General features: G+C 60.1%; 28 protein-coding genes. 14 read left to right on the top strand and 14 right to left on the bottom strand.

Going from position 1 to position 26,691, the window contains the following annotated elements; genetic code table 11:
- Window positions 1-56 precede the first annotated feature (56 nt).
- The 9 genes from QE453_RS14220 (at window position 57) to QE453_RS14180 (ending at window position 5,986) form a co-directional block, all read left to right on the top strand.
- Complete coding sequence (locus QE453_RS14220) at window positions 57-473, top strand: NUDIX hydrolase (protein ID WP_037088931.1); 417 nt, start codon at window positions 57-59, stop codon at window positions 471-473.
- An 82-nt stretch (window positions 474-555) separates the two neighbouring features.
- Window positions 556-990, top strand: coding sequence for a TIGR02301 family protein (locus QE453_RS14215; RefSeq protein ID WP_037088929.1), 435 nt, complete (start codon window positions 556-558; stop codon window positions 988-990).
- Window positions 991-1,095: 105 nt separating this feature from the next.
- Window positions 1,096-1,353 (top strand): hypothetical protein, encoded by a 258-nt coding sequence (locus tag QE453_RS14210; RefSeq protein WP_003501987.1) that lies wholly within the window; start codon window positions 1,096-1,098, stop codon window positions 1,351-1,353.
- Window positions 1,354-1,367: 14 nt separating this feature from the next.
- Window positions 1,368-2,135, top strand: coding sequence for a hypothetical protein (locus QE453_RS14205; RefSeq protein WP_309777326.1), 768 nt, complete (start codon window positions 1,368-1,370; stop codon window positions 2,133-2,135).
- A 119-nt stretch (window positions 2,136-2,254) separates the two neighbouring features.
- Complete coding sequence (locus QE453_RS14200; RefSeq protein WP_309777325.1) at window positions 2,255-3,103, top strand: folate-binding protein YgfZ; 849 nt, start codon at window positions 2,255-2,257, stop codon at window positions 3,101-3,103.
- Window positions 3,104-3,141: 38 nt separating this feature from the next.
- Window positions 3,142-3,729 carry a YfbR-like 5'-deoxynucleotidase gene (locus QE453_RS14195; protein ID WP_112766985.1) on the top strand — a complete coding sequence of 196 codons (588 nt, stop codon included), beginning with the start codon at window positions 3,142-3,144 and terminating at the stop codon, window positions 3,727-3,729.
- Window positions 3,726-4,244, top strand: coding sequence for a tyrosine phosphatase family protein (locus tag QE453_RS14190; protein WP_004440958.1), 519 nt, complete (start codon window positions 3,726-3,728; stop codon window positions 4,242-4,244). Before QE453_RS14195 ends, QE453_RS14190 begins: the two co-directional genes overlap by 4 nt.
- Before the next feature lie 76 nt (window positions 4,245-4,320).
- Complete coding sequence (locus tag QE453_RS14185) at window positions 4,321-5,142, top strand: mechanosensitive ion channel family protein (RefSeq protein ID WP_004440955.1); 822 nt, start codon at window positions 4,321-4,323, stop codon at window positions 5,140-5,142.
- A 157-nt stretch (window positions 5,143-5,299) separates the two neighbouring features.
- Window positions 5,300-5,986 (top strand): metal-binding protein ZinT, encoded by a 687-nt coding sequence (locus QE453_RS14180; RefSeq protein WP_004440952.1) that lies wholly within the window; start codon window positions 5,300-5,302, stop codon window positions 5,984-5,986.
- A gap of 184 nt (window positions 5,987-6,170) precedes the next feature.
- On the opposite strand, the gene QE453_RS14175 is transcribed toward QE453_RS14180, so the two are convergent.
- The 3 genes from QE453_RS14175 to QE453_RS14165 all read right to left on the bottom strand — a co-directional run bounded on the left by QE453_RS14175 (window position 6,171) and on the right by QE453_RS14165 (window position 9,065).
- Window positions 6,171-6,989, bottom strand: a complete 819-nt coding sequence (locus QE453_RS14175; RefSeq protein WP_004440949.1) for an ABC transporter permease — start codon at window positions 6,987-6,989, stop codon at window positions 6,171-6,173.
- Window positions 6,986-7,774 (bottom strand): ABC transporter ATP-binding protein, encoded by a 789-nt coding sequence (locus QE453_RS14170; protein WP_004440947.1) that lies wholly within the window; start codon window positions 7,772-7,774, stop codon window positions 6,986-6,988. Before QE453_RS14170 ends, QE453_RS14175 begins: the two co-directional genes overlap by 4 nt.
- A gap of 247 nt (window positions 7,775-8,021) precedes the next feature.
- Window positions 8,022-9,065: an ABC transporter substrate-binding protein gene (locus tag QE453_RS14165; protein WP_107339821.1), complete on the bottom strand. Its 1,044-nt coding sequence runs from the start codon at window positions 9,063-9,065 to the stop codon at window positions 8,022-8,024.
- A gap of 288 nt (window positions 9,066-9,353) precedes the next feature.
- On the opposite strand from QE453_RS14165, the gene QE453_RS14160 reads away from it, so the two are divergent.
- From QE453_RS14160 to QE453_RS14145, 4 genes are all read left to right on the top strand, one after another.
- Complete coding sequence (locus QE453_RS14160; RefSeq protein ID WP_112553572.1) at window positions 9,354-10,913, top strand: VOC family protein; 1,560 nt, start codon at window positions 9,354-9,356, stop codon at window positions 10,911-10,913.
- Window positions 10,914-11,178: 265 nt separating this feature from the next.
- Window positions 11,179-13,974 (top strand): DUF2339 domain-containing protein, encoded by a 2,796-nt coding sequence (locus tag QE453_RS14155; protein WP_309777324.1) that lies wholly within the window; start codon window positions 11,179-11,181, stop codon window positions 13,972-13,974.
- Window positions 13,971-14,615 carry an HD domain-containing protein gene (locus QE453_RS14150; RefSeq protein ID WP_309777323.1) on the top strand — a complete coding sequence of 215 codons (645 nt, stop codon included), beginning with the start codon at window positions 13,971-13,973 and terminating at the stop codon, window positions 14,613-14,615. The genes QE453_RS14155 and QE453_RS14150 overlap by 4 nt, the downstream gene beginning before the upstream one ends.
- 9 nt (window positions 14,616-14,624) lie before the next feature.
- Window positions 14,625-15,467 carry an MOSC domain-containing protein gene (locus QE453_RS14145; RefSeq protein ID WP_309778166.1) on the top strand — a complete coding sequence of 281 codons (843 nt, stop codon included), beginning with the start codon at window positions 14,625-14,627 and terminating at the stop codon, window positions 15,465-15,467.
- A gap of 276 nt (window positions 15,468-15,743) precedes the next feature.
- On the opposite strand, the gene QE453_RS14140 is transcribed toward QE453_RS14145, so the two are convergent.
- Window positions 15,744-16,478 (bottom strand): class I SAM-dependent methyltransferase, encoded by a 735-nt coding sequence (locus tag QE453_RS14140; RefSeq protein ID WP_309777322.1) that lies wholly within the window; start codon window positions 16,476-16,478, stop codon window positions 15,744-15,746.
- A gap of 164 nt (window positions 16,479-16,642) precedes the next feature.
- Here QE453_RS14140 and QE453_RS14135 point away from each other — a divergent pair, with 164 nt between their 5' ends.
- Window positions 16,643-17,860 carry an MFS transporter gene (locus QE453_RS14135; protein ID WP_309777321.1) on the top strand — a complete coding sequence of 406 codons (1,218 nt, stop codon included), beginning with the start codon at window positions 16,643-16,645 and terminating at the stop codon, window positions 17,858-17,860.
- A 13-nt stretch (window positions 17,861-17,873) separates the two neighbouring features.
- Here the strand turns inward: QE453_RS14135 and recO are convergent, their stop codons facing one another.
- The 10 genes from recO to QE453_RS14085 form a co-directional block, all read right to left on the bottom strand.
- Window positions 17,874-18,638, bottom strand: coding sequence for a DNA repair protein RecO (recO, locus tag QE453_RS14130; RefSeq protein WP_006699397.1), 765 nt, complete (start codon window positions 18,636-18,638; stop codon window positions 17,874-17,876).
- A gap of 56 nt (window positions 18,639-18,694) precedes the next feature.
- Window positions 18,695-19,072: a response regulator gene (locus QE453_RS14125; RefSeq protein WP_004440922.1), complete on the bottom strand. Its 378-nt coding sequence runs from the start codon at window positions 19,070-19,072 to the stop codon at window positions 18,695-18,697.
- A 131-nt stretch (window positions 19,073-19,203) separates the two neighbouring features.
- Window positions 19,204-19,956 carry a Crp/Fnr family transcriptional regulator gene (locus QE453_RS14120; protein WP_004440919.1) on the bottom strand — a complete coding sequence of 251 codons (753 nt, stop codon included), beginning with the start codon at window positions 19,954-19,956 and terminating at the stop codon, window positions 19,204-19,206.
- A 146-nt stretch (window positions 19,957-20,102) separates the two neighbouring features.
- Window positions 20,103-21,053: a GTPase Era gene (era, locus tag QE453_RS14115; protein ID WP_309777319.1), complete on the bottom strand. Its 951-nt coding sequence runs from the start codon at window positions 21,051-21,053 to the stop codon at window positions 20,103-20,105.
- An 82-nt stretch (window positions 21,054-21,135) separates the two neighbouring features.
- Entirely contained in the window at window positions 21,136-21,849 is a 714-nt protein-coding gene (gene rnc, locus QE453_RS14110) for a ribonuclease III (RefSeq protein WP_004440914.1), read from the bottom strand.
- Window positions 21,846-22,592 carry a signal peptidase I gene (gene lepB, locus QE453_RS14105; RefSeq protein WP_003509951.1) on the bottom strand — a complete coding sequence of 249 codons (747 nt, stop codon included), beginning with the start codon at window positions 22,590-22,592 and terminating at the stop codon, window positions 21,846-21,848. The genes rnc and lepB overlap by 4 nt, the downstream gene beginning before the upstream one ends.
- Window positions 22,593-22,799: 207 nt before the next feature.
- A complete protein-coding gene (gene acpS, locus QE453_RS14100; RefSeq protein WP_004440912.1) occupies window positions 22,800-23,204 on the bottom strand; it encodes a holo-ACP synthase in 405 nt (134 codons plus the stop codon).
- Window positions 23,201-23,779, bottom strand: a complete 579-nt coding sequence (locus tag QE453_RS14095; RefSeq protein ID WP_309777318.1) for a DUF2062 domain-containing protein — start codon at window positions 23,777-23,779, stop codon at window positions 23,201-23,203. Before QE453_RS14095 ends, acpS begins: the two co-directional genes overlap by 4 nt.
- A 249-nt stretch (window positions 23,780-24,028) precedes the next feature.
- The gene (locus tag QE453_RS14090; RefSeq protein ID WP_003496944.1) at window positions 24,029-24,175 is read right to left on the bottom strand and encodes a hypothetical protein; all 147 of its coding nucleotides are present in this window, start codon (window positions 24,173-24,175) and stop codon (window positions 24,029-24,031) included.
- Between the two features lie 197 nt (window positions 24,176-24,372).
- Window positions 24,373-26,607 carry a bifunctional (p)ppGpp synthetase/guanosine-3',5'-bis(diphosphate) 3'-pyrophosphohydrolase gene (locus QE453_RS14085; protein WP_004440906.1) on the bottom strand — a complete coding sequence of 745 codons (2,235 nt, stop codon included), beginning with the start codon at window positions 26,605-26,607 and terminating at the stop codon, window positions 24,373-24,375.
- Window positions 26,608-26,691: the final 84 nt, after the last annotated feature.

The raw sequence follows: 26,691 nt of genomic DNA, 5'->3' as shown, positions 1-26,691 counted from the left end.
GCAGAAACCGGAATCGATTTTTCCAGACCGTCCGACCGAGACACGCGAAACCTTACATGACCGTTCGTATCAAGCCCCGCCTCGCCTCCTCCGCCATCGTCAGAAATGGCGACCGGCTTTTGCTCGTGCGCCGCATCAATCCGCCCTCGAAGGACATGTTCGCCTTTCCCGGCGGACGGGCCGAGGAAGGCGAAACGCCGGCCGAGACGGCGCTACGTGAACTGCACGAGGAAACCGGCATTGTCGCACGCCATCCGCAACTTTTCGCGACCTACGATCTTCCCTCGCACGATGCAAATGGGACCCTGACGAGCCATTTTTTGCTCTCCGTCTTCACCGTGGAAACGGATGCCGATCCGCTTGTGACCGTCGGTGATGACGCAGCGGACGCAGGCTGGTACACGCTTGCGGAAATCCGCCGGCTGCCGGCCCCAGAAAGCGTGGTGGATTGCGCCGAGCGGCTGCTAGCATGATTGCCAGCAGGGCAGAATCGCGATTATCTAGACCCGTCCGCCCGCCGGATGTTCACGAGTATGTGTGGGGCAGAATAAAATTTTGATACGACCAACCATTTTCCTGTCTCTTTTCCTGACCATGCTGCCGACCGGGCAAAACGGCGCCGTTTACGCGCAGCCTTCCAAGGCAGCATCCGAGGCACGTCCTGCGGAAACGGCACCTCCCAAACCCGCGCCCTATGACGACAAGCTGGCACGGCTGTCGGAAATATTGGGTGCGGTGCAATATCTGAGAACGCTGTGCCCTTCTTCCGGACCGGAGGACTGGCGCAAATCGATGGGCGACCTTCTGGCTGCGGACACGGCCAACGAACCTGAACGACGTCAGCGCATGACGGCTGCATTCAACCGTGGATACCGCTCCTTTGCGGCCATCCACACCAGTTGCACACGCGCCGCCATCATGGCAGAAGAGAACTACCGTAACGAAGGGGCAACACTCGCTCAGGAAATCGCGTCCAGGTTCGGAAATTAGAGGATTATTAACCTCTTTTCGCCGCAGCCCGTGCCGTTTTGATAAAAGGCTGCTAGTGTTGTTAACAGGGTGGTAAGGACTTGCCCGCCCTGTCGAGGATGAAAAATGCAGACAAGCCGTAACGAAATCGACGATATGATCGTGCATGAAAAGATGCAGGTCGCTCTGGAACACCAGAACGAGGCATGGGCTGACGGCATGGCCGACGGCATCGAGCCGGAGATCATCGCCGATGCTGCAATCGCTCTGGCCATGCGCGAAACCATCCGGATCCACGGCGAGGCTGGCGCGGAAGCAATGCTGGAATCGCTGCGTCAGCGCATGCTTCAAGGCGAATTTTCTCCGCAGCGGGTGATACAGTAAAGCCGGGGTCTATCATGTCTTGCCTGAGCAAGGGGCTTTTGCGCTCTTCCGCCCTGCTATCCATCGTGCTCGCTCTGACCGCCGGGTCGATTGGCCTGCCGGGCCAAGCCTTTGCGCTTTCCGAGCTGAAGCCGGCCCAGAACAACGAAGGCGAGCCACAGGCTCAGAAGGGCGAACAGCCTGAGCAGACCGCGCCCGCCGAGCCGAACGAAATCGAGGGCGATTCGGAAGGCATCCCCCTGCCCGACCCTCTGGTCGACCGATCTGCCGCCCAGACGAACCAGCAATCTTCCAAGCCGGACAATACCCCCGAAATGTCAGTGGTCATCGAACACGATATTTCCAAGGCACCGGAAGCCGTACGCAAGCTGCGCCAACAGATCATCGACGCGGCAGCGACGGGCGATATTGAAAAGTTGCGGCCATTCATCGCTGCCGGCCAGAAAGAATTCCGCATCGACGGCAATGACGGCGAAGACCCGATCGCAGCACTGAAAAGCTATTCAGGAGATACCGACGGGCTGGAAGTGCTGGCGATCATCATCGACCTCCTGTCGACCGGTTACGCCCATATTGATGCCGGCACGCCGGACGAAGCCTATGTTTTCCCCTATTTCGCCGGAAAGCCGCTCAACACGCTGACGCCGCCGGAAAAAGTGGAGCTGCTGCGCATCATCACCGCCGGCGACCTAGCGGATATGCAGGAATACGGCAATTACAGCTTCTATCGCATCGGAATCTCGCCTGATGGCAAGTGGAAGTTCTTCACCGCCGGCGATTGATCCTATCCCGGCGCTTGCCGTTCTTTTCCAAAAATCCTAACTGTGCGGAATGAGCGTCCGGCACCGGTACATGTGCTGTTGCCCAGACGCATAGTCTCGACGAACCGAACGGTGACGCCATGCCTTCCGCTTTTCTTGCCGACCGCCGCCTGATCCGGGTTTCCGGCACCGGCGCCGAGGAGTTTCTGAACAATCTCATTACCACCGATGTGGAGCATCTGCCTGAAGGGGAAGCCCGCGCCAGCGCCCTTTTGACCCCTCAGGGCAAGATTCTGTTCGATTTCCTCATCGCGCGCGACGGAACGGACTATCTCATCGAGATCACCGCTTCCGAACAGGAAGCGCTGTTGCGCCGCCTGACGATGTACAAGCTGCGCGCTCCCGTCGATCTGAAAGCGGAAGCCGCCGAAGGTGTGAGCGTTTTCTGGGGGGAACAGGCACCTCAGCCGGCGTTAAGGGACGGGCGTTTCGCCAAGGCGGGTCTCGATCTATTCCGCATTCCGGGCGCAACTGCCGCTGGCGACGCAGCCGTCTATGATGAGCTGCGTGTCGAATACGGCATTGCCGAAGCTGGCCGTGACTATGCGCTGCAGGATGCTTTTCCGCATGACGTGCTGATGGATGTGAACGACGGGGTGTCATTCAAGAAGGGCTGCTTTGTCGGCCAGGAAGTTGTATCGCGCATGAAACATCGCGGCACGGCAAGGCGGCGTGTTGTCCTTGTTTCAGCGCAGGACGCCCTCCCCGGCAGCGGCGTGGACATTACCGCACAGGGCAAATCCGTCGGCACGCTCGGCACCGTCTGCGGCAACAAGGCACTCGCCGTCGCGCGCATCGACCGCATTGCCGAGGCGCTCGCGTCCGGCACGCCGCTTCTCGCGGAAACTGTTCCCGTCGCCGTTGCCCTGCCCGCCTGGAGCGGTCTTTCCTTCCCGGCGGCCGATCCGGCGGCACAGGCGGAGGAATAGAGGTGGCCTCCGTCATAGGCCCGCGCGCCTGGCAGCGCATGCTGTCCGGACGGCGGCTCGATCTGCTCGACCCTTCGCCGCTCGACGTGGAAATCGCCGATATTGCCCATGGGCTTGCCCGCGTTGCCCGCTGGAACGGCCAGACGCGTGGCGACCACGCCTTTTCAGTCGCTCAGCACTGCCTCATCGTCGAGACGATCTTCTGCCGCATGTGCACGGCCGCGACCCCCGATGAAATGCAGATGGCGCTTCTGCACGATGCGCCGGAATATGTGATCGGCGACATGATCTCTCCGTTCAAATCCGTGGTCGGCGGCGGTTACAAGACTGTGGAAAAGCGGCTTGAGGCCGCCGTGCATCTGCGCTTCGGCCTGCCGCCGCATGCATCGCGCGAGTTGAAGGACCGCATCAAGAAGGCCGACACGGTCGCCGCCTTTTTCGAGGCGACGGAGCTTGCCGGTTTTTCCACGGCCGAGGCGCAAAAATTTTTCGGCCTGCCACGCGGTATTACCCGCGACATGTTCGACATCACGCCGCTTCCCTCCACGGAAGCGCAAAAGCTGTTCATCCAGCGTTTTGAGGCCATCGAGGCCATGCGCGTGACGAACCCTGGGGGTGCCAAATGACGGCCATCGTGGTTTCACCGCTCGGACGGATCGCGGAAATGGCCGTGAAGCACAAGGCCCGGGAAATGGTGACATTGATCGCCAGGGAGCAGACATTTCACCGCCCCGCGGTCATTGCCGCCGAACGTCATCTGACGCTTGCGATGAACGACATCTCCTTCAAGGGCACCGGCAATCTTATCGCCCCTGACGATGCGCATGTGCTGAAGCTCATCGAGTTCGCGCATGAATGGGATCAGACGGCCCCGTTGCTTATCCATTGCTGGATGGGCGTTTCGCGCTCGCCTGCGGCTGCCGTCATCGCCGCGCTCAGTCTTTACCCTGATCAGGATGAGACTGAACTTGCGCTGCGTCTGCGCGCCGCCTCGCCCTATGCCACTCCGAATGCCCGCATCATCGCCATCGGCGACCGGCTGCTCGGCCGGAAGGGTCGTCTGGAGGCGGCTATCAAGGCGATAGGCAGGGGCGCGGACACCGACGGCAATGTGCCTTTCGTGCTGCCACTTCGCAGTTGACAACCGGTTTTGGCGGAACCCCTTCGGAACGCAGTCGTTACCAACCCTGAACGCAAATAAAATCACGGGACGATTCATGGAACAACAGGCAACGGATATCATTGTCGCATCGCAAGCGGCCGTAAGACAGGCGAGCGCACTGGCGGTGCAATATTCCTTTTCGGTGATCGGTGCACTTCTGCTGTTAATCGTCGGCTGGCTGGCCGCTGCCTTTCTTCAACGCTGGGCCTTTCAGGGCCTGTCGCGCATTCGCGGCTTCGATGCGACGCTCGCCGGATTCTTCGCGGGCGCCATTCGTTATGTCGTCCTCATTCTCGTCATCGTGATGGTGCTGGGCCAGTTCGGGGTGCAGACGGCCTCAATTCTGGCGGCCCTCGGCGCCGCCGGTCTTGCCATTGGCCTCGCGCTTCAGGGAACGCTGCAGAACATTGCCGCCGGCATCATGCTGCTGGTGCTGCGTCCCTTCCGGGTCGGGGAATATATCGAAACCAGCAGCGTCAGCGGGACGATCATCGAGATCGGGCTGTTTGCGACCGAGCTGAAGACCAGCGACGGCCTTTACCGTCTGGCGCCCAACTCGACGCTCTGGAACGTGCCGATCACCAATTTCAGCCGCTTTCCTTCTCGCCGACACGAATTGAGCCTGACGGTGAAAAACGATGAGAATCTTGCCGCTGCGCAGGACATGCTGATGAATGTCGTACGTTCGGAAAGCCGGGTGCTGCTTGACCCAGCCCCTGTCACCTTTGTCGATTCTGTGAGCGCCGACAGCGCCACCGTCAAGTTGCGTTACTGGGTGCGTAGCGACAGCTATTTCGCGACGACCCGCGATGTGACGAAAGCGATGAAACTCGCGTTCGACGAGCGTAAGGCGGAAGTGAGCGCACAGCCGGCCTGAGACGTCACCCCCATTTTTCTGCAAGCGCGATGGCTGCAAGAGCCGTCGCGCTTTTTCGTTGCTTCGCCCTGTAGCGCACTTGCATCCGGCTGATGCGATCTCTATAGCTTCATACGTAATGTTATTACGTAACTTGTCTTAGGAGAGAGCCGAAACAATGCAGAAGACAATCACCCGCCTCACCGGCGCTGTCGCACTTGGTTCCATGCTGTTGGCGGCGACCACGGCAATGGCTGCCGGTGGCGACAAATCCGCAGCCCACAGCCATGAGCACGGGCACGATCACGGCCATCAGATGACCGAAGCTGAAAAGCAGATCTACAAGGGTTATTTCGAGGATGCCCAGGTGAAACCACGCACACTTTCCGATTGGGAAGGCGACTGGCAATCCGTTTATCCCTACCTGCTAAACGGCTCGCTCGATCCCGTCATGGCGGAAAAGGCGGCTCATGGCGACAAGACGGCCGCCGAATACCGCGCCTATTACGAGGTCGGCTACAAGACCGACGTGAACCGTATCGTCATCAAGAGCGACAGCGTGGCGTTTTATAAAGATGGCAAACCCGCTGAAGGCACCTATGTCAGCGACGGCCACGAAATCCTGACCTACAAGAAGGGCAATCGTGGTGTCCGCTACATCTTCAAGAAAACCGGCGGCGATGAGGCCGCACCGCAATTCATCCAGTTCAGCGATCACTCCATCGCCCCGGTCAAGGCCGGCCATTACCATCTCTATTGGGGCAACGACCGCAAGGCATTGCTGGACGAAGTGACCAATTGGCCAACCTATTATCCGTTCCTGATGGACGGCGCCGATATCGTCAAGGAAATGGCGGCGCATTGAGCTATAGCAGGCTCGCGGCTTTCCGGAGCGTGAGGAATGCCGAGCAAGCACGTCTTTCGCCTTCTCCCCGCCGGGGAGAAGGTCGCGGCAGCGGGTTGAGGGGCAAGCTCTCCGCATATCTGTGCCGTCGCCCCCTTGATCTGGCCCTTCGGGCCACCGTCTCCCCGGCGGGGAAAAGAAAGACTCACTGCCCCATGGTGGAGCGATGCGCCCAGCCCGTCATGCGCTTTTCGAGCCAGGCCATGATGGCATACATGGCGATGCCTTCCACCGCGAGCATCAGCAGGCCGGCAAAGACCAGCGGCACATTGAACTGGCTCTGCGCCGAACTCATCATGTTACCGAGGCCATAATTGGAGGCGACGGTTTCCGAGACGACCGAGCCGACGAAGGCGAGCGTGATGGCGATTTTGAGCGAGCCGAAGAAATAGGGCATGGACCGCGGAATACCGACCTTCAACATGATGTCCATCTTCTTGGCACCGAGTGCCCGCAGCACGTCTTCGGTTTCCGGCTCAATGGTGGCAAGCCCGGTCGCCACATTAACGACGATCGGGAAGAAGGAGATCAAAAAGGCGGTCAGAACGGCGGGAACCGTGCCGATGCCGAACCAGATGACGAGGATGGGCACCAGCGCCACCTTGGGGATGGCGTTGAAACCGATCATCAGCGGATAAAGCCCGGCATAGATGGTTTTCGACCAGCCAATGAACAGGCCAATAGCAAGACCGGCGACCACGGCAAGGGCAAAGCCCAGTGTCGTCGTATAAAGTGTCTGCAGCGAGTTTTTCCAGATCGGCGACCAATATTGCATGATGGCCTGGCCCACCCTTACCGGGGATGGCAGGATCGTGGGCGGCATTTTCAGCGCATGGACGAGCAGTTCCCACACCACGAAGAGCGCCAGCGTATAAAGCCAGGGAGCGGCTTTCACCCAGTTGACGCGGGCAATCAGCGGCTTCGGCGGTTCGGCCGCCACGGTGCTTTCCACGATCGCGCTCATGCCGCCACCCTCGCCTGCGCGATTTCGCCATGCAGTTCCTGCACCATGTCGTTAAAACCCTTGTCATACATGATGTCGAGCTGGCGCGGGCGTGCAAATGGCACGCGGTGTTCGGCGAGCACCCGGCCCGGCCTCGCACTCATCACGAAAATCTTGTCGGCCAGAAATGTCGCCTCGCGCAGATCGTGGGTCACCAGGATGATCGTGACGCGCTGCGCGGCGTGCAGGTCGCGTATGACGCACCACAATTCCTCGCGGGTGAAGGCATCGAGCGCACCGAAAGGTTCGTCCAGCATCAGCAGTTCCGGTTCGTGAATCAGCGCACGGCAAAGATTGGCGCGCTGCTGCATGCCGCCGGAAAGCTGCCACGGATACTTCGAGCCAAAACCTTTGAGGCCGACGATTTCCAGAAGGCGCTCGGCTTTCGCGACATATTCCGCCTTGTGGGCGCGCAGACGTCGGCGATGTTTTTCGACGATCTCCAGCGGCAGCAGGATATTTTCGAGCGTCGTGCGCCAGGGCAGCATCGTCGGGTTCTGAAACGCCATGCCGACAATGGAAACCGGCTCCGTGACCTGCCGTCCGGCGACGATGACATTGCCCTTCTGCGGAATATGCAGCCCCGTCACCAGTTTCATCAGGGTCGACTTACCGCAGCCAGACGGGCCGACCACGGCCGCGAATTCACCCTTGTCGACCGTCAGGTTCAAGCCGGAGACGGCCAGCGTGCCGGCCGACCCGCCGTAGCGCATGTCGACATTATCTATTTCCACGAGATGTGACATCGCGATCCCCGTTTTCAGGCTGGAACGGGCGCTTATGGCCTTCGTTACTCCCGCCGCAATTCCTTAGGCTGCCGGCCATACCCGGCGTTGCCGCTTGTTTCTTCTCCCCGAGGGGGGGAAGGTGGCCCGAAGGGGCGGATGAGGGGGAAACGTCAGCGGTAGACCGAGAGCTTGCCTCCTCATCCCGCTACCGCGGACTTCTCCCCGGCGGGGAGAAGAAACCTGCGGCACCCACTCATTTTACCCATCAGGGAAGCATGCGTTCTGCCTTGGCCGGCAGGTAGGTCGCGTCGAAGACCTGCTCCGCCTTGACGTTGCCCTTCAGGCCCATGGACACCTTGAGCGTCTCCAGCGAGGCGGCAAGCCGGCTTGGCTCGACGCCGCCCATGCCGTTTTCCACCACATAGGGCGTCTTGATGTTCATGCTGTTGGCCATGTTTAGGCGTTCAAGCTCAATGGCGCTGTCGAGTGTCTCGTTGCGCTTGAGAACAGCAGCCACGCCCTCTTCGGGGTTCTTGACGGAATCAGCAAAGCCCTTGGCCAGCGCTTTCAGGAAACCTTTCACCGCTTCAGGGTTTTTCTCAGCGAAATCAGTGTTTACCAGCACTGCATTGCCATAGAGATTCAAGCCGTGCTCGGCCATCAGAATGGTCGAGATATCATCGTCACCGATGCCCTGCTTCTTGAGATTAAGGATCACCGAAAAGGCAAAACCGAAAACCGCATCGACATCACCCTTGGCGAGCATCGGCTCACGCACCGGAAAACCGATCGATTCGATCTTGATCTTGCTGTCATCGAGACCGGCGACCTGCTTGAAAGCCGGCCATTGCGCAAAAGCGCCATCCGGCGGCGGGGCGCCGAGCTTCTTGCCTTCCAGCGATTTGGGATCGCCGGTGACGCCAAGCGACTTGCGGCCAACAACGGCAAAAGTGGGCCGCTCATAAACCATATAGACGGCCTTGACCTTCTGGCTCGGATCCTCATCGAGGAACTTCATCACCGAGTTGATGTCGCCGAAACCCATCTGGTAGGCGCCGGTCGCGACACGCGGAATGGCTTCGACCGAGCCGTTGCCGCTGTCGATGGTGACGTCGAGGCCCTCGGCCTTGAAGTACCCCTTGTCGAGTGCCAGCAGGAAACCGGCGGCCGGACCTTCGAACTTCCAGTCGAGCGTGAATTTCACCGGCGTTTCTGCCCGCGCCTCCCCCGCTGGCAGCGAAAAGCCGGCGGATACACCGATGGCGGTAATGGCCAGAGCTCTGGTCAACAACCTGCGCGTTAAAATCATCTGTTCCCCCTGATGGTTTTGTTGGATTGGTTGCATAAGACCCAATTCCGACCTGCAAGGCAAGATAAAATTGCATACAAAATAGCCGTTATTTTGTATGCTTATTTTATACGCACAAATGCTCGCGAGCCAGGCAAAAAGCCGGCATTCTGCCCATCGCGCATGCAACGAAGCGAGAGCAGCATCGTTCACGCAGAGAACACAGCGTTCTCATTTGCCGGGGTTGCGGATCAGGGGCAGCGTGAGACAAATAGGCCACGAACAGCAGGCGGCTACAGCGGGGGCAAGATGAATTCTGCACTGGGCATACACCACATCACGATGATCACCCGAAAGGTGCAGGCGAATGTGGATTTTTACGCCGGCTTTCTGGGCATGCGGCTGGCCAAACGCACGGCGGGCTTCGAAGACGCCATGCAGCTTCATCTGCTCTACGGCGATGATATCGCCTCGCCCGGTTCCCTGCTGACTTTTCTGGTGTGGGAGGACGGTGGCCAAGGCCGTGTGGGTTATGGCCAGACGCTGGAAATTTCCGTGGCGATCGATCCTGCCGCCATCGGCTTCTGGCTGACGCGGGCGCTGAGATTCGGCATCCGGGCGGAAGGTCCCTCCGACGAATTCGGGGAGCCAGTCATTCGGCTGAAAGACCCTGACGGCCTGATCGTCAAGCTGGTCGGCACTCAGGCGTTTGACGACGCTACGCCGCACGTGACGAAAGACATTTCCGAAGAGGACGCCATTCGCCGCATCTACGGTGCAACCGTGCTGAGCGAAGTGCCGGAAGAAACCGTGGCTTTTCTCGAAAAACACTTCGGATATAGGCAGGTAAGCCAGACGGGCGCAATTCGCCGGCTCGTTTCCGATAGCGGCGACATTATCGATGTGCGCGACGCCACGGGCTTCTGGTCCAGCGCGCCGGGCACCGGCACGGTTGATCACATAGCCTTCCGCGCGAAAGACATGGATGAGCTGAACTCGGTTCTAACCGGGCTGAAATCACTGAATTCCAGCACCACCAACGCCCATGACCGTAAATATTTCCATTCGCTCTACGTCCGCGAACCGGGCGGGGTATTGATCGAAATGGCGACCGACGGGCCGGGTATGACAGTGGACGAACCGCTGGAATCGCTCGGCGAAAAACTGTTCATCCCGCCGCTCTTCATGAAGGATGAGGCGGATGTGCGTGTCGCCCTGCCGCAATTTGCGATGCCTGGCGAAGAGCGCATCGTCTATCGCGACCTGCCCTTTGTACACCGTTTCTACACGCCCGAAGAGCCTGATGGCAGCACCATGATTCTGCTGCACGGTTCCGGCGGAAGTGAAACAAGCCTGATGCCGCTGGCGCACCGGGCAGCACCGGGCGCGACGCTTCTCGGCGTCCGTGGCCGCAGTACGGAAGAAGGGATTGCCCGGTGGTTCCGGCGTTATCCCGATTTCAGCTTCGACCAGAAGGATATCGTCTCGGAAGCGGAAGCCTTCGCCGCATTTGTGGAAGGGGCAATCCGCTCCTATGGGCTCGATCGTTCGAAACTGCGGTTTATCGGCCATTCCAATGGGGCGAACTTCTATGCGGCCTTTGCCGCGCTTTATCCGGAGCTTGCCGGGGACGCCCTGCTGTACCGCCCGATGCCTGTTCTCGAAACATGGCCGGAGAGTGATCTTTCCGGCCGCAGCTTCATGCTTGTTGCGGGAGAACGCGACAAATACCGCGACGGGGCGAGCGTGTTGCGGGACAGGCTTGCGGCAAACGGCGCAAGGGTTGAGGTGGAAACGCTGGAAGATGGGCACGAACTCGGGCTCACGGATATCGAAGTGGCGCGGCGCTGGCTGGCGGATGTTCCCTGATTTTCGGGGGATGCGCATAAGCCGAGCCGATGCCGCCCATTTCTTCTCGCCCAGGGAAGAAAGTGGTCTGAAGGGTCGGTTGAGGGGGCAAGCTCTCGGTTTATTTCTACCCTCGCCCCCTCATCCCACTGCCGCAGATTTCCCCCTCGGGGAGAAGAAGCGGATGCGAGCGCTCGCTCCCCCGTTACCCACAACCTCATCAACCGGGCCTTGCATAAATTCACCAAAAGGGCTTTAAAAACAGCTTCATAATTGGAGAGTCCGTTTGGAAATCCCGCTGTTTATCCTCGCCCTTGTCGCGGCCTTCATCTACACGCTGGTCGCAAGCATCCGCAATTCAAGCCGCATCAAGTCGCTCGAACGGGAGGTTCACAGCCTCAAGCGGCTGATGGCGGCGGGCGTGGCCGCTCCTGCTGCGGCACTGGCAGAAAACGCGGAAACCGCCGAAAAGACTGATTTCGCAGCAGAGACGGAAGGCCAAACGGCGCTGGAACCAGCGGGCATCCGGGATGAAGACGCCTTCGAGCGTTCAGAAGCCAGCACCGCTGCGGCGGATCAAGACGTGGCGCGCGAAGACGCCCCCGCTGCGCCACTCGCCGATGCCGTATCCGTGGCGGCTTCTGATACCGCGTCTGCCCCGGCAGCGAAAGAAAGCTTCGAAAGCCTGCTCGGCGCGCGCTGGGCGGTTTGGGCGGGCGGGCTGGCGCTGGCGCTCGGCGGCATTTTCCTCGTCAAATATTCGATCGAATCAGGCCTGCTCAGCCCGGCGGTCAGGCTGTCGCTCGCCGCCATTTTCGGCCTCTTTCTCGGGCTTGCCGGTGAAGCGATCCGCCGCAAGGCGGTGCCAGGCATCGCCACCACCTACTCCAACGCCATGATACCGGGTGTGCTCACCGCGGCCGGTGCATTGACGCTGTTCGGTGTGGTTTATGCGGCTTATGGCATCTACGACTATATCGGTCCCGGCACGGCCTTTATCCTGCTTGGCCTCGTCGCCTTCGCCACCATCGGCCTGTCGTTGTTGCACGGACAGGCGCTCGCCGGTCTCGGACTTCTCGGTTCGATGCTGACGCCGGCGCTGATTTCCACCGAAACGCCGAACATCTGGGCGCTCTTCGTCTTCCTCACCGTCTCTTGGCTCGCAACCGCGGCAGCGGCGCGCCGGCAGGGCTGGACGGTGGTCCCGTCGCTTGCCAATGCCGGACTTGGCCTCTGGGCTCTCGGATATATCGGCTTTTCGGATGCAATCAGTGCCGAACCGCCGACTCTTGCCCTGCTAATCATGCTGGCTGGCACGATCTTCCTTTGGCCCGGAAAACAATACGACACCACGCCTTCGGAAGCTGTTGAAACGGCAGCTCCCGAGCGGCGCGCGATTCGCATCATGCGGCTTTTGCTGCGCCCGTCGCTCGCCCTCAACCTCACCGTATCGATGGCGGTGATCCTGCCGGCCATCGGCTTCCTCTTTGCCGAAGGCAGCGTCGATACTCACCCGGCGCTCATCGTTTCAGCGCTTATTGCAGCTCTTGCAGCACTCGGCGCTGCCCGTCACTATGCCGTCTGGCCGGCCATCATCGCCGCGCTCGGCGCGCAGTCTGCGGTGTCGCTCATGTCGCGGCGTGGCATCGATTTTATTGGTCTCGTGAATGATACCGGCGTGACGCTTCCGCCCGTGGGCACAGGCTACGCTGCGGAAATTGCCATGGCGCTCGGCCTTGGGGCTATCTTCGTGCTGTGCGCCTTTTCCTTCCTGAAACGCAAGGGCGCAGAAGATGCGGATTTCGCCCAGTTCTGGGCTGGCATTGCCGCCCTGTTCCCTGTCTGGCTCGCGACGGCGAGCTTCGTCGAATATGGCAATCTCGGCCGCGACTGGCTGCACGCGGCCTATGGTCTCGGCCTTGGCTTCGTGCTGCTTGCCGGTGCTGAATGGCTGCACCGGCGCAACAGTGAGGCCTATCGCAAGCCGCTGAACATCCTTGTGCTCGGCTCCTTCGCCGCCTTCGCGCTCTGCCTGCACACGCTGACGGAAGGGCTCGCGACGACAGTGCTGCTGTCCGTCATCGGCTTCCTTTACGTGCTGGCGAGCCGCTACCGCAACTGGGATATACTGCCCTGGGTCATGGCTGTCGCAAGTGTTGCCGTTCTTGGCCGGATCGCCTGGGAGCCGACAATCGTCGGGCCGCAAAATCTCGGCACGACGCCGGTCTTCAACGCGCTGCTGCCGGGCTATGGCATCCCTGCCTTGCTGGCCATCGTCTCCGCGTGGCTGTTGCGCGACTGGCCGGGCATGCGGATCAAGAACTTCCTGCAGGCCATCGCCAGCGTCATGGGACTTCTGGCCGTGGCCATCCTCGTTCGCCACGCAATGAATGGCGGTACGCTCGACAGCAATGTGCCGACGCTCGGCGAGCAGTCGATCTACACGCTGCTGACCATCGGCTTCTCCGGTGTCCTGATGACGCTGGATTTGAAAAGCCCCAGCCCCGTCTTCCGTTACGGCTCGATGATCGCCGGCGTCATCGCCGTCATCAACGTGCTGACGATGCATTTCTTCACGCTCAACCCCTATTTCACCGGCGAGAATACCGGCCGCATCCCGGTCCTCAACCTGCTGCTGATCGGTTACCTTTTGCCGGCATTCGCTTATGGCGGCCTCGCCTATTACGCGCGCGGAAAACGTCCGCCGCCCTATGTCAGCATGCTGGCGGTGGCGGGTGCAGCGCTCGGTTTTGCCTGGGCCACGCTTTCGGTGCGCCGTTTCTGGCAGGGCGAGAACATTGCTGACTGGAAGGGCTTTATGCAGGGCGAGACCTACAGCTATTCGGTGGTCTGGCTGCTGATCGGCGTCCTGCTGCTCGTGCTTGGCTCGCGCTTTAATGCCCGCAGCCTGCGTCTGGCATCGGCCGCCTTCGTGCTGATCTCGGTTGCCAAAGCCTTCCTGATCGACATGAGCAACCTCGAAGGCGTGCTCCGGGCGCTGTCCTTCATCGGGCTCGGCGCGGTGCTCATCGGCATCGGCCTGTTCTACCAGAAAATCCTCACCCGGAAGCCGCAGGCATGATCGCGGCGGAGGCTTTCGCGCCCCATGCGGCGCTTGCGCAGGATTTGATCCCGCACGCCGCCGATGCGGGCGACGGCTCGCATGATCTGGCCCATATTCACCGTGTCTTCCGCAATGCCATGCGCATCCATGCGGGTGAAGGCGGCGATGGCACCGTGCTGGCGGCCAGCGTGCTGCTGCATGATTGTGTGGCCGTGGAGAAAAACTCGCCCTTGCGGGCACAGGCATCACGACTGGCGGCAGAAAAGGCTTCAGGCATTCTGGCCGGCCTCAGCTGGAAGAAGCAGGATATCGACGCCGTCACGCATGCGATCATCACCCACAGCTTTTCCGCCAATATCGAACCGCAGACACTGGAAGCGAAAATCCTTCAGGATGCCGACAGGCTGGACGCCATCGGCATGGTGGGAGCGGCGCGCTGCTTTTATATTGCCGGCCGCATAGGATCCGCACTTTACGATCCGGTCGACCCCTTGGCGAAGGAACGGCCGCTTGATGACCGCGCTTTTGCCATCGACCATTTCGAGACCAAGCTGTTCAAGCTGGCAGATGGTTTTCGCACAGAGACCGGCAGGCAGATGGCCAGAGCCCGCCATGAGCGGCTGAAACAGGTGCTGGACCTGTTTCTCGATGAAATATGAGGAAGCATGATGCGTGTGACAGAGCTTAATATCTACCCGCTGAAAAGCGCGCGCGGCATTTCCCTCTCGGACAGCGCCGTGTCGGCCGAGGGTCTGCCGGGTGACCGTCGCGCCATGCTTGTGGACCCGTCGGGCCACTTCATCACCCAGCGTGAATTGCCTGCCATTGCCACGGTTCTGGCGCGGCACGAGGACGGGGGCATGTTGCTTTCGCGCGACCGGCATGGCGAGATCGTCGCAAGGCCATCCGGCGAGCGCATGGATGTGGCGGTATGGAAATCGATCGTCAGCGCCAATATGGCTGACGCTGTGACCAATGACACGCTCTCGGCATGGCTCGGACGCGAAGTGAAGCTCGCCTTTTTCGATAACGCTTCCAAACGCATCGCGAGCCTCGAGTGGACAGGCGATGAAACGCCCGTCACCTTTGCCGACGGCTACCAGATCCTTGTCACCACCACCGCCTCGCTTGCCGCGCTGAACGACAACATGCGCGAAAATGGCGAAGACGACGTTGGCATGGAGCGGTTCCGGCCCAATATCGTGCTTGAGACGGACGAACCATGGGCGGAAGACGCCTGGGCGGCCATCGAGATCGGCGGCATTCGCTTCGATCTCGTCAAACCCTGCGCCCGCTGCATCATGACCACGCAGGATCAGACGACCGGCTCCCGCGATGTGCCCTCTCCCATGAAGGCCATGGGCCGCATCCGTATGTCCGCAGACCGGCGCGTGCCCGGCCCGCTGTTCGGCTGGAACGTGACGCCGCGCGGTGAAGGCAGGCTGTCTGTCGGCGACGTCGCAAAGGTGATCGAGGAAAGGCCCGAAGGCTGGGCGATCAAGAGGCGCTAAGTCAGTCCGGTTCAAACGGAATCCTCTGGGCATCAGGCAGCGCTTTAACCTGCCGTCAAACCCTCGCTCCCCTCATTCCTGTGCTTGTCACAGGAATCCAGCCGATACGCGTCTGCGCGGCAAAACAATCCCTCAGCCCAAAGACTTGGGCTGGCTGGATCTCTGTGACAAGCACACAGATGAGGAGGGACGGAGCACTGTGAACAAGGCAAGCTTCGAGCCTGACGCGCCGATCTCAATCTTTGTGCACCCCGGCGATACAACGCACGGGTCATGTCACGACTTCTTCACACCGACGATCAAAAAGATCGGGCGGCGGTCTTCATGCTTCAGCTCCGGGCGCTCGGCCACCAAAGCCGGATCCGGTCGTGGTTCCGCCAGACGCGTCAGGGTGAAACCAGCGGACAGGAGGCCATTGACGATAGCTGACACGGTGCGGTGATATTTCACCACATCGTCCGCCATCCAGTTGGAGTGGCGCACGCCCTCGTTCTGGTAGTTGTCGAGTGGCCAGTGCAGGATTTCGCCGTCCTCGCCGTAAAACCAGTCCTGTTTTTCCAGCGCCGTAAAAACGGGATGCTCGATGGAAAAAATGAAATCGCCGCCCGACTTCAGCACGGCGAAAATCCCTGCGAATGCCACGTCGAGATCGCGGACGTAATGCAGGGCAAGGGAACTCAGTACCACATCGAAACTCTGCCGCGGAAAATCGATGTCTTCGATAGCCGCGCGGCGATATTCGATGCCGGGCCCACCATTGATCTCGGCAGCGCGGCGCAACATGTTCTCCGAGAGATCGACGCCGACGACATGGCGTGCGCCCTGCTCCGCGGCAAAGCGGCAATGCCAGCCGAAACCGCAACCGAGGTCGAGAAAGGACTTGTCTTTCAGCGGGGGCAGCATGGAGCGCAATTCGTGCCACTCACCGGCTTGACGCAGACCTTCCACGGAACGCGGCATGGCGCTGTAGCGCTCGAAAAACCCGGGATCGTCGTAGATATTCTGTTTCATCGTCGCCTCTTAGGCCGCGTTCCATCAATCGCATGAATAATGGCCGTCAAGAAAAGTCGCTAGTGGGGCCGGCTGACAAAAGATAATATTCCTCCCATCATTGTGGAATCCGCGGCATGCTTTGCGCTCCTTTCAGAGGCGGGCGCTGCGAGGGGGGAATATTCATGTCGCAAGCCACTCGCCGGAGTATGCCCTGGCTGATTATCGCGGCCGGGTCGCTGATTGCGGTCATGACGTTCGGCCCCCGCTCCGCCATGGGCTTTTTCCAGTTGCCGATGCTGGCCGATACCGGCTGGGATCGTTCAACCTTCGGTCTTGCCATGGCGCTGCAGAACCTCTTCTGGGGTCTCGGCCAACCCTTCTTCGGCGCCATCGCCGATAAGTTCGGTACGGGCCGCGTGCTCGTGCTCTCCGGCTTTCTTTATGCGACGGGCCTCATCTGCATGTCCTTCGGCACATCGCCCTTCTGGCTGCATTTCGGCGGCGGCGTTCTCGTGGGGCTTGGCATTGCCGCAGGGTCGTTCAGCGTCATCCTTTCCGCCTTCGCCCGCCATGTCACGCCGCAGCAGCGTTCATTCGCCTTTGGTATCGGCACGGCGGCGGGTTCGGCAGGCATGTTCCTGTTTGCACCTATCAGCCAGGGGTTGATTTCCACCTATGGCTGGTCGGACAGTCTCGTCTGGCTCGCCGCCATGATGATGCTGGTGCCGCTGCTCGCCTTTTTCATGCGCGGAAACTCGTCCTCCGGCACCCAGTCGCAGGCGCAGTTCCAGCAGACCGCGGGCGAAGCGCTGAAGGAAGCGCTTGGCCACAAGAGCTATCTGCTGCTGACGACGGGCTTCTTCGTCTGTGGTTTCCAGGTGGCCTTCATCACCGCGCATTTCCCGGCCTATCTCGGCGATATCGGTATCGAACCACGATACGCGGTGATTGCCATGGCGCTCATCGGCTTCTTCAACATCATCGGATCGCTGGCCGCCGGCGTCATCGCACAGCGTTATTCCAAGCCCTATTTCCTGGCCTATATCTATATTGCCCGTTCCGTGGTCGTGACTGCCTTTCTGCTTTTGCCGCAATCGCCGCTTTCAGTCATTCTCTTTGCTTCCGTCATGGGCATACTCTGGCTCTCCACCGTGCCGCCCACAAATGCGCTGGTGGCCATCATGTTCGGCACGCGCCATCTCGGCATGCTCGGCGGCGTCGTGTTCCTCACCCACCAGATCGGCTCGTTCCTTGGCGTCTGGCTGGGCGGCTTTCTTTATGACAGGTTCGGTTCTTACGACCTCGTCTGGTGGCTTGGCGTCGGCATGGGGATTTTTGCGGCCGTCGTGCACTGGCCCATTGAAGAACGCCCCGCCCCACGGCCGGCCTTCGCCCAATAGCGATGGCCCGGAACTAACCGGCCCTGTCCAGTGCGGGCGGCGATCCCCTGCGCTCCAAAGCCTTCAGCGCCGCCTGCACGAAACCGTCGCGGGCGGCGTTTTCATTGAGCCCGCGCGGATCGTAGACATGGCGGTTGAGAAAATGGGCGGTCAGGCGAAAAGCTGCCGCAAGGCTCTCGGGATCAGCGGCTTTCGACTGGCCTTCGCCGAGAAAAGCCGGAAGCGACAGCATCCGGTCCGCATAGGGCGCTCCCGCCGTGCGGCAGACCGCCCTTCCCGTTTTCGGCGACACATAGATGAGATCGTTGCGCAGCCCCGTCGCCGCACATTCGGTAAGATCAAGCCCGAAACCGAGATCATTCAGCACCGCCAACTCGAAGCGCACGAAAAGTTCGCCTGCATCGGCCGGGTCGTGGAGATTATCGAGAATGATATCGAGCGCCTGATAAAGATGCGGATGCGGATCGCGCTCCGGCAAAAGCCTCAGCAGCGCGCCCATGGCCTGGACGCCGTATACGGCGGTGGCCGTTTCCATCAATTGCGCCGCGCGCAGTTGCAGGGGCTCGATGCGGTATTCTCCGAGATGATCGTCAAGGCGAGCGCGCCAGACGACGTCTACCCGGTTTCCGGCCTGCAGCACCGGCTGCATGCTACGGGAGCGCCCGGAGCGCACCATGCCGAGATGGCGGCCGCGTGTGCGGGTCATCACCTCGGCGATGACACTCGTTTCGCCATGGCGCTTTACGCCGAGAATGATCGCCTCATCCTGCCACTGCATGAAACCTGTCCGAATTTCGATTCAAGCCCGATCATAACCGATCCGGCGGCGAAACGTTATTCTTTTACGGTAACACGCGCCGCATCGACGAGGCGGAGGACGAAATCGGTGATTTCGTTTTCTCCGAAAGGCTTGCCGAGCAAGGGCGCATGCAGGAGATCTTCGGGGAATCCGGTCGTGTCGCCGTAACCGCTGACAAAACCGAAAGGAATGGACGCAGACCGCAAGTGGCGTGCAAAATCATAGCTTTTACCGTCAGAAAGGCTGACATCGAGAAGCACGCAATCGGCGCCATCCTCTTCGAGAGCCTTCCTCGCCTGCGCAAGCGTCGTGGCGATGATAACGGTCTCCACACCCATCGACTGGAGAACCGCCTCAACATCGAGCGCCACCAGATATTCATCCTCAACGATGATAACCCGTTGTGGCACCATATTTTTCTTCCTAACAAAAGAGAGCCGTCAGGCTCGAAGCCGTCGTCTTCGAAACGATTCTCCAGTGAGATATCATGGGAGCAGTCGCAAATTGCGGCTCGCCCGTCATTTAAAAAAGACATGTCGGAAGATCAGATAAACGGTCTCTGCCGCTTGCCGTCGCTTTCCCAGCCCGCAACTTGTGCCAGTCCGGCGTCATCCAGCACCAGACAGCCCTTGTCCGTCCAGCGGATAAGCCCGCGATCGACGAGCTTTCTCAGCGTCTTGTTGGTGTGGACGATGGAGAGGCCGAGCGTATCGGCCACGTGCTGCTGGGTGACAGGAATCGTCGCCTCGCCCTGCAGCAGCGCGACTGCTTTCGCCCTGCTGTAAAGGAAAGCGATAAGGTAGGCCGCGCGCTCAAGCGCCGTGCGACGGCCGATGCTGAGCAGATGACTGTCGAGCATGCGCTCTTCGCTCGCCGCAATCCATGTCAGATCATAGGCAAGCGTCGGGTGGTCGGTAAAGAGATTGTTGAGGCGCGATCGCTCGAAGACGCATAGCGTGACCGGCGACAAGGCCTCAACCGAGTGCTGCATCTCCCCCATCACCGTGCCCTGCAGGCCGACGAGGTCGCCCGGCATCACGTAATTCAGGATCTGCCGCCGGCCGTCCTCCAAAGTCTTGTAGCGAAATGCCCAGCCCGCAAGAACCGTGTAGAGGTGAGCGCTGTGTGAGCCTTCCATCAGGATGACGGAGCCGCTCTCCACCGCCAATTCCCCCGTCTTGAAACGGGACACGAAATCCAGTTCCGAAGAAGAAAAGTCCCTGAAATGCGGTAGATCGCGCAGCGGGCATTGCTGGCAGGGGGTGGTGGAAATCCCGTTCGGTTTTTTGGGTGACATGATTATCCATCATGAAAAAAGGTTGCGCCCAATTGTTTTTGGAACAACCCGTTCCAAGGATATTCGGTTCCCTGCCGGGAACAAAGACATCGCGCTCCTCCCACCGCGTTTCTGTATCCTCACAGAAACGCGGGAATGACGCGCTTTCAGCCTCGCGGGAATTCCAGCCCCATTTCGCGGAAACGCTCCGGGTCGTCGCCCCAGTTCTCGCGCACCTTGACGAACAGGAAGAGATGCACCGGCTGTTCGAGTATTTCCGAGAGTTCCTTGCGCGAGGCGGTGGAGATCGCCTTGATGGCATCGCCGTTCTTGCCGAGCGCAATCTTTTTCTGGCTGTCGCGCTCGACATAGATCACCTGCTCGATGCGCACTGAGCCATCCTTGCGCTCTTCCCACTTTTCCGTCTCGACATGCGAGGCATAGGGAAGTTCCTGGTGCAGGCGCAGGAACAGCTTTTCGCGGGTGATTTCGGCGGCAAGCTGGCGCATAGGCAGGTCGGAGATCTGGTCTTCCGGATAATACCATGGGCCTTCCGGCAATTCGGCAGCCAGATAGTTCATCAGGTCTTCACAACCGGAGCCATTGGTCGCCGAGATCATGAAGGTGCGGTCGAAGGCGACCGTCTCATTGGCGGCGGCGGCGAGCTTCAGGAGGTCTTCGCGCTTTACCTGGTCGATCTTGTTGAGGCAGAGGATTTTCTTCTGGGGGACGTCCTTCAGGCCTTCGAGAATCGCCTCAGCGTCGCCCTTCAGGCCGCGCTCGCTGTCGATCAAAAGAAGAATGAGATCGGCGTCCTTCGCGCCGCCCCAGGCGGAGGTGACCATGGCGCGGTCCAGCCGACGGCGCGGCTTGAAGATACCGGGCGTGTCCATGAACACGATCTGCGCGTTGTCGTGAATGGCGATGCCGCGCATGACCGCACGCGTCGTCTGCACCTTGTGGCTGACGATGGAAACCTTGGCGCCCACCAGCCGGTTTACCAGCGTCGACTTACCGGCATTTGTAGGGCCAATGAGGGCAACGAAGCCGGAGCGGGTCGAAAGGGCATTGTCTTCGCCTGTCGAGGCGGGGTTTTCGTGATCGGTCATGATATCCATTCAAGGTCAGAGGTATTCAACATGCGGCCAGAGGGCTCGCCATGCGCTTGATAGTCAGCTGCCGTCGCCGGTCAGCTCAGTTTCAGGTAGAGCTTTTCTGCCAAACGCCTTCGCGTTCCAGCAATCTGGTTGCCGCCACCTGCTCGGCCGCGCGCTTGGAACGCTCGACGCCGGTTTCCGGCTTTACGCCGGGAATTTCAACAGTCACCGTAAAGCGGGGATCGTGATCCGGTCCGGAGCGATCGTCAACCCGGTAAGATGGGGTGACCGCAAACTTTGCGTGCGCCCATTCCTGCAGTTCCGTTTTCGCGTCACGCCGTCCGGCATCCACGCTCGTGGCACGGCCCTGCCAATATTTCAGAATGAATTTGCGCGACGCATCGAGGCCGCCATCCAGATAGATGGTGGCAATCAGGCTTTCGACGACATCGGCGCGCACGTTCAGCATCGCCTTGCCGGTGAGTTTCTTGACGTCGGATCCGGTGCGGATGAAATTGTGCAGGCCCATCTCGTCAGCGATCGACGCGCAGGATTCGGCGCTGACCAGTTGGTTCAAACGCACCGAAAGCTCACCTTCGGACGCATTGCGGAAGATGGAGAACAGAAGCTCTGCAACGCAGAGACCCAGAACGCGGTCGCCCAGAAACTCCAGACGTTCGTAATTGCCCGCCGCGGCGGAGCGGGCGCTGGCATGGGTCAAGGCCCGGTCGAGCCGGGCCTTTTCCTTGAACTCATATCCGATCAACGCTTCCAGACGGGAAATCTCGTCCGCGGAAAGCGGCTTGGTCTTGCTCATCCCACAACCTTGAACAGGCGGTCCCAACGCATGTTGGCCGGCCATTCCCAAATGCGGCTGAACGGCGTGTCGTTGCCCAAAGAGAAGAAGATGACGCTGGCGCGGCCAATCAGGTTTTCTTCCGGCACGAAACCGACATCGAAGCGGCTATCCAGCGAATTGTCTCTGTTGTCGCCCATCATGAAATAATGGCCTTCGGGGACCACGAATTCGCGGGTGTTGTCGCCGCGCGAGTCGGGCGACTGATCGAGCGTGTCGTAGGTAACGCCATTGTCAAGCGTTTCGCGGAAAACCGGTACGTTGGCGCCCGGATCGGCGCGATAATCCGACGTGAAGGTGCCGTCGGGCTGCTTGGGCACCGGCTGGCCGTTGATGAACAGCACGCCGTTCGTGACCTGAATTCGGTCGCCCGGCAGGCCGACCAGACGCTTGATGTAATCCACTTCAGGATTGGGCGGCAGGCGGAAGACCACGACATCGCCGCGCTTCGGCTTGCTGAATTCCAGAATGCGGCCCGAAAACAGGTTCGGCGAGAAAGGCAGCGAATATTTAGAATAGCCGTAGGAGAACTTGTTGACGAAAAGATAGTCGCCGACCAGCAGCGTCGGCATCATCGAGCCCGACGGGATGGTGAAGGGCTGAAACAGCACGGTGCGGATGACCATCGCCAGCAGCAGCGCCTGAATGATGACCTTGACGTTCTCCCAAAGGGCGTTCTGCTTCTTTTCCGCTTTTTCCGACACTTAAAGACCTGCCTGATTGTTTCCCGGCTTCTTCGATCCAAGAAGCTGACGGGCCGTTGCTTATCGCGCCTGGGGCGGGTGATGCTGTTTCACGCGGCCCGCAACGCTTTCATATTTCTGCGACTTCTCTAGAACCTTTCCAGCCCGAAGGGAAGCGCTTCTGTGACAGCGGTGCAAATAGAGCGCGCCCAACGGTGCCCCCAGGCGTCAATCGATCACGGGAAGCGCCTCGATGATCACAAATGCCTGAGCGTAAGGGTGGTCATCCGTGATCGTCAGGTGAATATTGGCGCGATGGCCTGCGGGCAGCATGGCCGCCAGTCGCTCCCCTGCCCCGTTTGTCAGCACCATGGTGGGCTTGCCGCCCGGAAGGTTGACGACGCCCATGTCCTTCCAGAAAACGCCGTTCGCAAGGCCGGTGCCAAGCGCCTTGGAACAGGCCTCCTTGGCGGCGAAACGCTTGGCATAGGACGCGGCGCGGTTCTTGCGGCCATCGGATTTGGCGCGCTCGATATCGGTAAAACACCGATGAGTGAAACGCTCGCCGAAGCGCTCGATCGATTTTTCAACGCGCCGGATGTCTATCAGGTCGCTTCCCAATCCAATGATCATTTCAACATCTCCAGAGAAGCATTCTTGTTGGCGGCGCGATGCGCGAGATTTTCCATCTTGCGGCGCTGAAAGCCGTTGATGAGCCCATAAACGGCGATATAGGCGATGACCGCGCTGATGATGGCAGGCGGAACCGCACCAATGGTCATGGGTTCCAGCACCGGCGTCCATATCTGCCGGAATTCAAGATGGCTAAACAGCGCCACCAAATCCACATGCGCAGCACTTTCCGACGTCTTTCGCCCGAGAATGACATGTCCCAGCTCCCAGGTGGAGGCCCAGATGAAAGGAAATGTCAGCGGATTGGCGAAAGTCGTACCGAGTGCCGCCGCCACGAGGTTGACGCGCATGAGGAAACCGAGCGCCATGGCAATGATGATGTGAACACCGAGAAACGGCATCCACGCCACACCCACACCGATGGCGACACCGGCGGCAATGGAATGGGGAGAGGCGGAAAGCCTGAGCAGGCGCAACTTCATATAGCGCAACGAACGGGAAAAACCCGTTCGCGGCCAGAAGAGGTCGCGAATCTTCTCTGAAAAACCAACGGGTTCACGGCGGCGAAACGGCATGGGGGCAGTCTATTTCATCACCCCGGCCGAGCCAAGAGCGTGGTAGGCAACAAAGAACTTTTGCCCGGTTATCCCACGCTGATCATTGCAGATGCAGCATACCCGATCAGTCACACTGGACAGCGGCATGGAGGAGACGCGCTGAGGCGCGTATCTCCTGGGCTTGCGGTGCACAGGAAAACACAGGCCATTACCGCCGCGCTTTCCGTGTCCATACGCATGGCGATTGGCTGCCATGCGCTGAGCGCATTACCGGCGGAACAGGCCGCGGTCGATTTCGCGCTGACGGAACTCGAGGTCGACATTCGATACCGAGCCGCTGAGATATTCGAATTCGCGTTCCTGGGTGGTCTTGCCACGAACGGCGCGGGCGATCTTGCGAAGCGGAGTAAACATGATTTTCGGTCCTTTCGGTTTGGAACTGGCGTTTCTCATCGGTGTCCATCCACCGGCACGCCGCGTTTCCTTCTCTTCAATTTCTGAGAGGAAAATAGTCGCAAACCGCATTAACCACCAGAGACAGGAAAAGGCCGCTGCCATGCGCAGAACGCATAACAGCGGCCTTCCGCTATCTCAAAGGCATCAAAAATGCCTCAATCAAAGGCACGCGTGACCGTGGAGACGCAATCCAGATCCTTGAGCTGCGACAGAAGCTGGTTCAGCTGCCTGAGATCCCAGACTTCCACGTCCAGCGCCAACTCGGAGAAGTCGGTACCGATGCGGACCATGTTCAGCCCGCGAATATTGACGTCGAGCGTTGCGATCGACTGCGCGACTGAGGCGAGCGTGCCCGGCTCGTTCAACGCATTGATCATCACCCGCGCCATGAAGCGCGACTTGTTCGCTTCGTCCAGATCCCACCGCACATCGATCCAGCGTTCCGGCTCGTCGTCGAAGCGCTGAAGCGCCGGCGCCTGGATTGGATAGATGGTGATGCCCTTGCCCTTTTCCATGATGCCGACGATGCGGTCCCCCGGAACGGCGCCGGCCGGCCCGAAATGCACATCGACATTGCCGGAAAGGCCACGAATGGGCAGCGGGTCAGGCCCGTCGAGCATTTCGGCCGCACCGTCATCCTCCAGCGCCGAACGGGACTTGCCCGGTATCTTGAAGACCATGCCCGAGGCGCTGCGCATGTTGAACCAGCCGTCGTCACCGGTCATCTTCACCGTCACGCGCTCGTCCTGATAATCCGGGAATACCGCGCGCAGCACATCGAGCGAGGAAACCTCGCCACGGCCGACAGCCGCGATGGCGTCCTCGACATCCTTCTGCGCCAGCCGATGCAGGACCGGCTTCAGTGCCTCCTTGGAGAAGGCCTTGCCGGCGCGTTCGAAGGTGCGCTCGAGAATGCGATAACCAAGGCCGGAATATTGTTTGCGGATGGCCATACGGGTGGCGCGGCGGATGGCCGAGCGGGCCTTGCCCGTCACCACCACCTCTTCCCATGCGGCGGGCGGCACCTGCACGCCGGAGCGGATGATCTCCACCTCGTCGCCATTGTTCAGCCGGGTGACGAGCGGCATGATCCGGCCGTTGATCTTGGCGCCAACGGTGGTGTCGCCGATATTGGTGTGCACCGCATAGGCAAAATCGATGGGCGTCGCGCCGCGCGGCAGGGCAATCAGCTTGCCCTTGGGCGTGAAGCAGAACACCTGATCCTGAAAGAGTTCCAGCTTGGTATGCTCAAGGAATTCTTCCGGGCTGTCGCCTTCCGCCAGCGATTCGATGGTGTGGCGCAGCCAGGAATAGGCGTTGCTTTCCGGCGAAAGCAGATCGCCCTCCCCGTTTTCGCCGTCCTTGTAGAGCGCGTGGGCGGCAATACCGAATTCGGCGATCTCATGCATGCGCTTGGTGCGGATCTGCAGCTCGATACGCTGGCGCGACGGGCCAACGATGGTGGTGTGGATGGAGCGATAGTCGTTCTGCTTCGGCGTGGAGATGTAATCCTTGAAGCGGCCCGGCACCACACGCCAGCGTGTGTGCACGATGCCGAGCGCCCGATAGCAGGAGGGAATGTCGTCGACCAGAATGCGGAAACCGTAGACGTCAGACAGCTGCTCGAAAGAGAGCGACTTCGACTGCATCTTGCGAAACACCGAATAAGGCTTTTTCTGCCGACCCTTGACGCCCGCGCCGATGAGGCCGTTCGCCACGAGCAATTCACGCAGCTCGTCCTCGATCTTCTTGATGAGGCCTTCATTGCGCGTTTCCAGTTCCTGCAAACGGTTTGTCACCGTCTCATAGGCTTCCGGATTGAGATAACGGAAGGACAGGTCCTCCAGCTCGTCGCGCATGTCCTGCATGCCCATGCGGCCGGCGAGCGGCGCATAGATTTCCATCGTCTCTTCGGAAATGCGGCTGCGCTTGTCGGCCGGCATGTATTCCATGGTACGCATGTTGTGCAGGCGGTCGGCGAGCTTCACCAGGAGAACGCGCACGTCATCGGAAATGGCGAGCAGCAGCTTGCGCAGGTTCTCCGCCTGTTTCGCCTTGCGGGTGACGAGATCAAGCTTCTTGAGTTTGGTCAGCCCTTCCACCAGCCGGCCGATGTCTTCGCCGAATAATTCGTCGATTTCAGCGCGAGTTGCGGTGGTGTCCTCGATCGTATCGTGCAGCAACGCCACCGCGATGGTCGATTCGTCGAGATGCATTTCAGTGAGGATTGCGGCAACTTCCAGCGGATGCGAGATGTAGGGGTCGCCATTGGCCCGCTTCTGCTGGCCGTGTTTCTGCATCGCGTAAACATAGGCCTTGTTCAGCAGGGCCTCATTCGCATCCGGTTTATATTTTTGAACCCGCTCAACGAGTTCGTATTGCCGCATCATGCGATATTCCACAAAAAGAAAGCGCGCCAACCTTGGGGTCGGCGCACAATGCTGCATCAATAAGGATCAGATTATGACGGCAAC

It is taken from the genome of Agrobacterium sp. SORGH_AS_0440 (genome assembly GCF_031453135.1).
Classification (GTDB): domain Bacteria; phylum Pseudomonadota; class Alphaproteobacteria; order Rhizobiales; family Rhizobiaceae; genus Agrobacterium; species Agrobacterium pusense.
The sequence above is the reverse complement of the archived record's forward strand: the minus strand, read 5'-3'. Positions and strand labels throughout refer to the sequence as shown.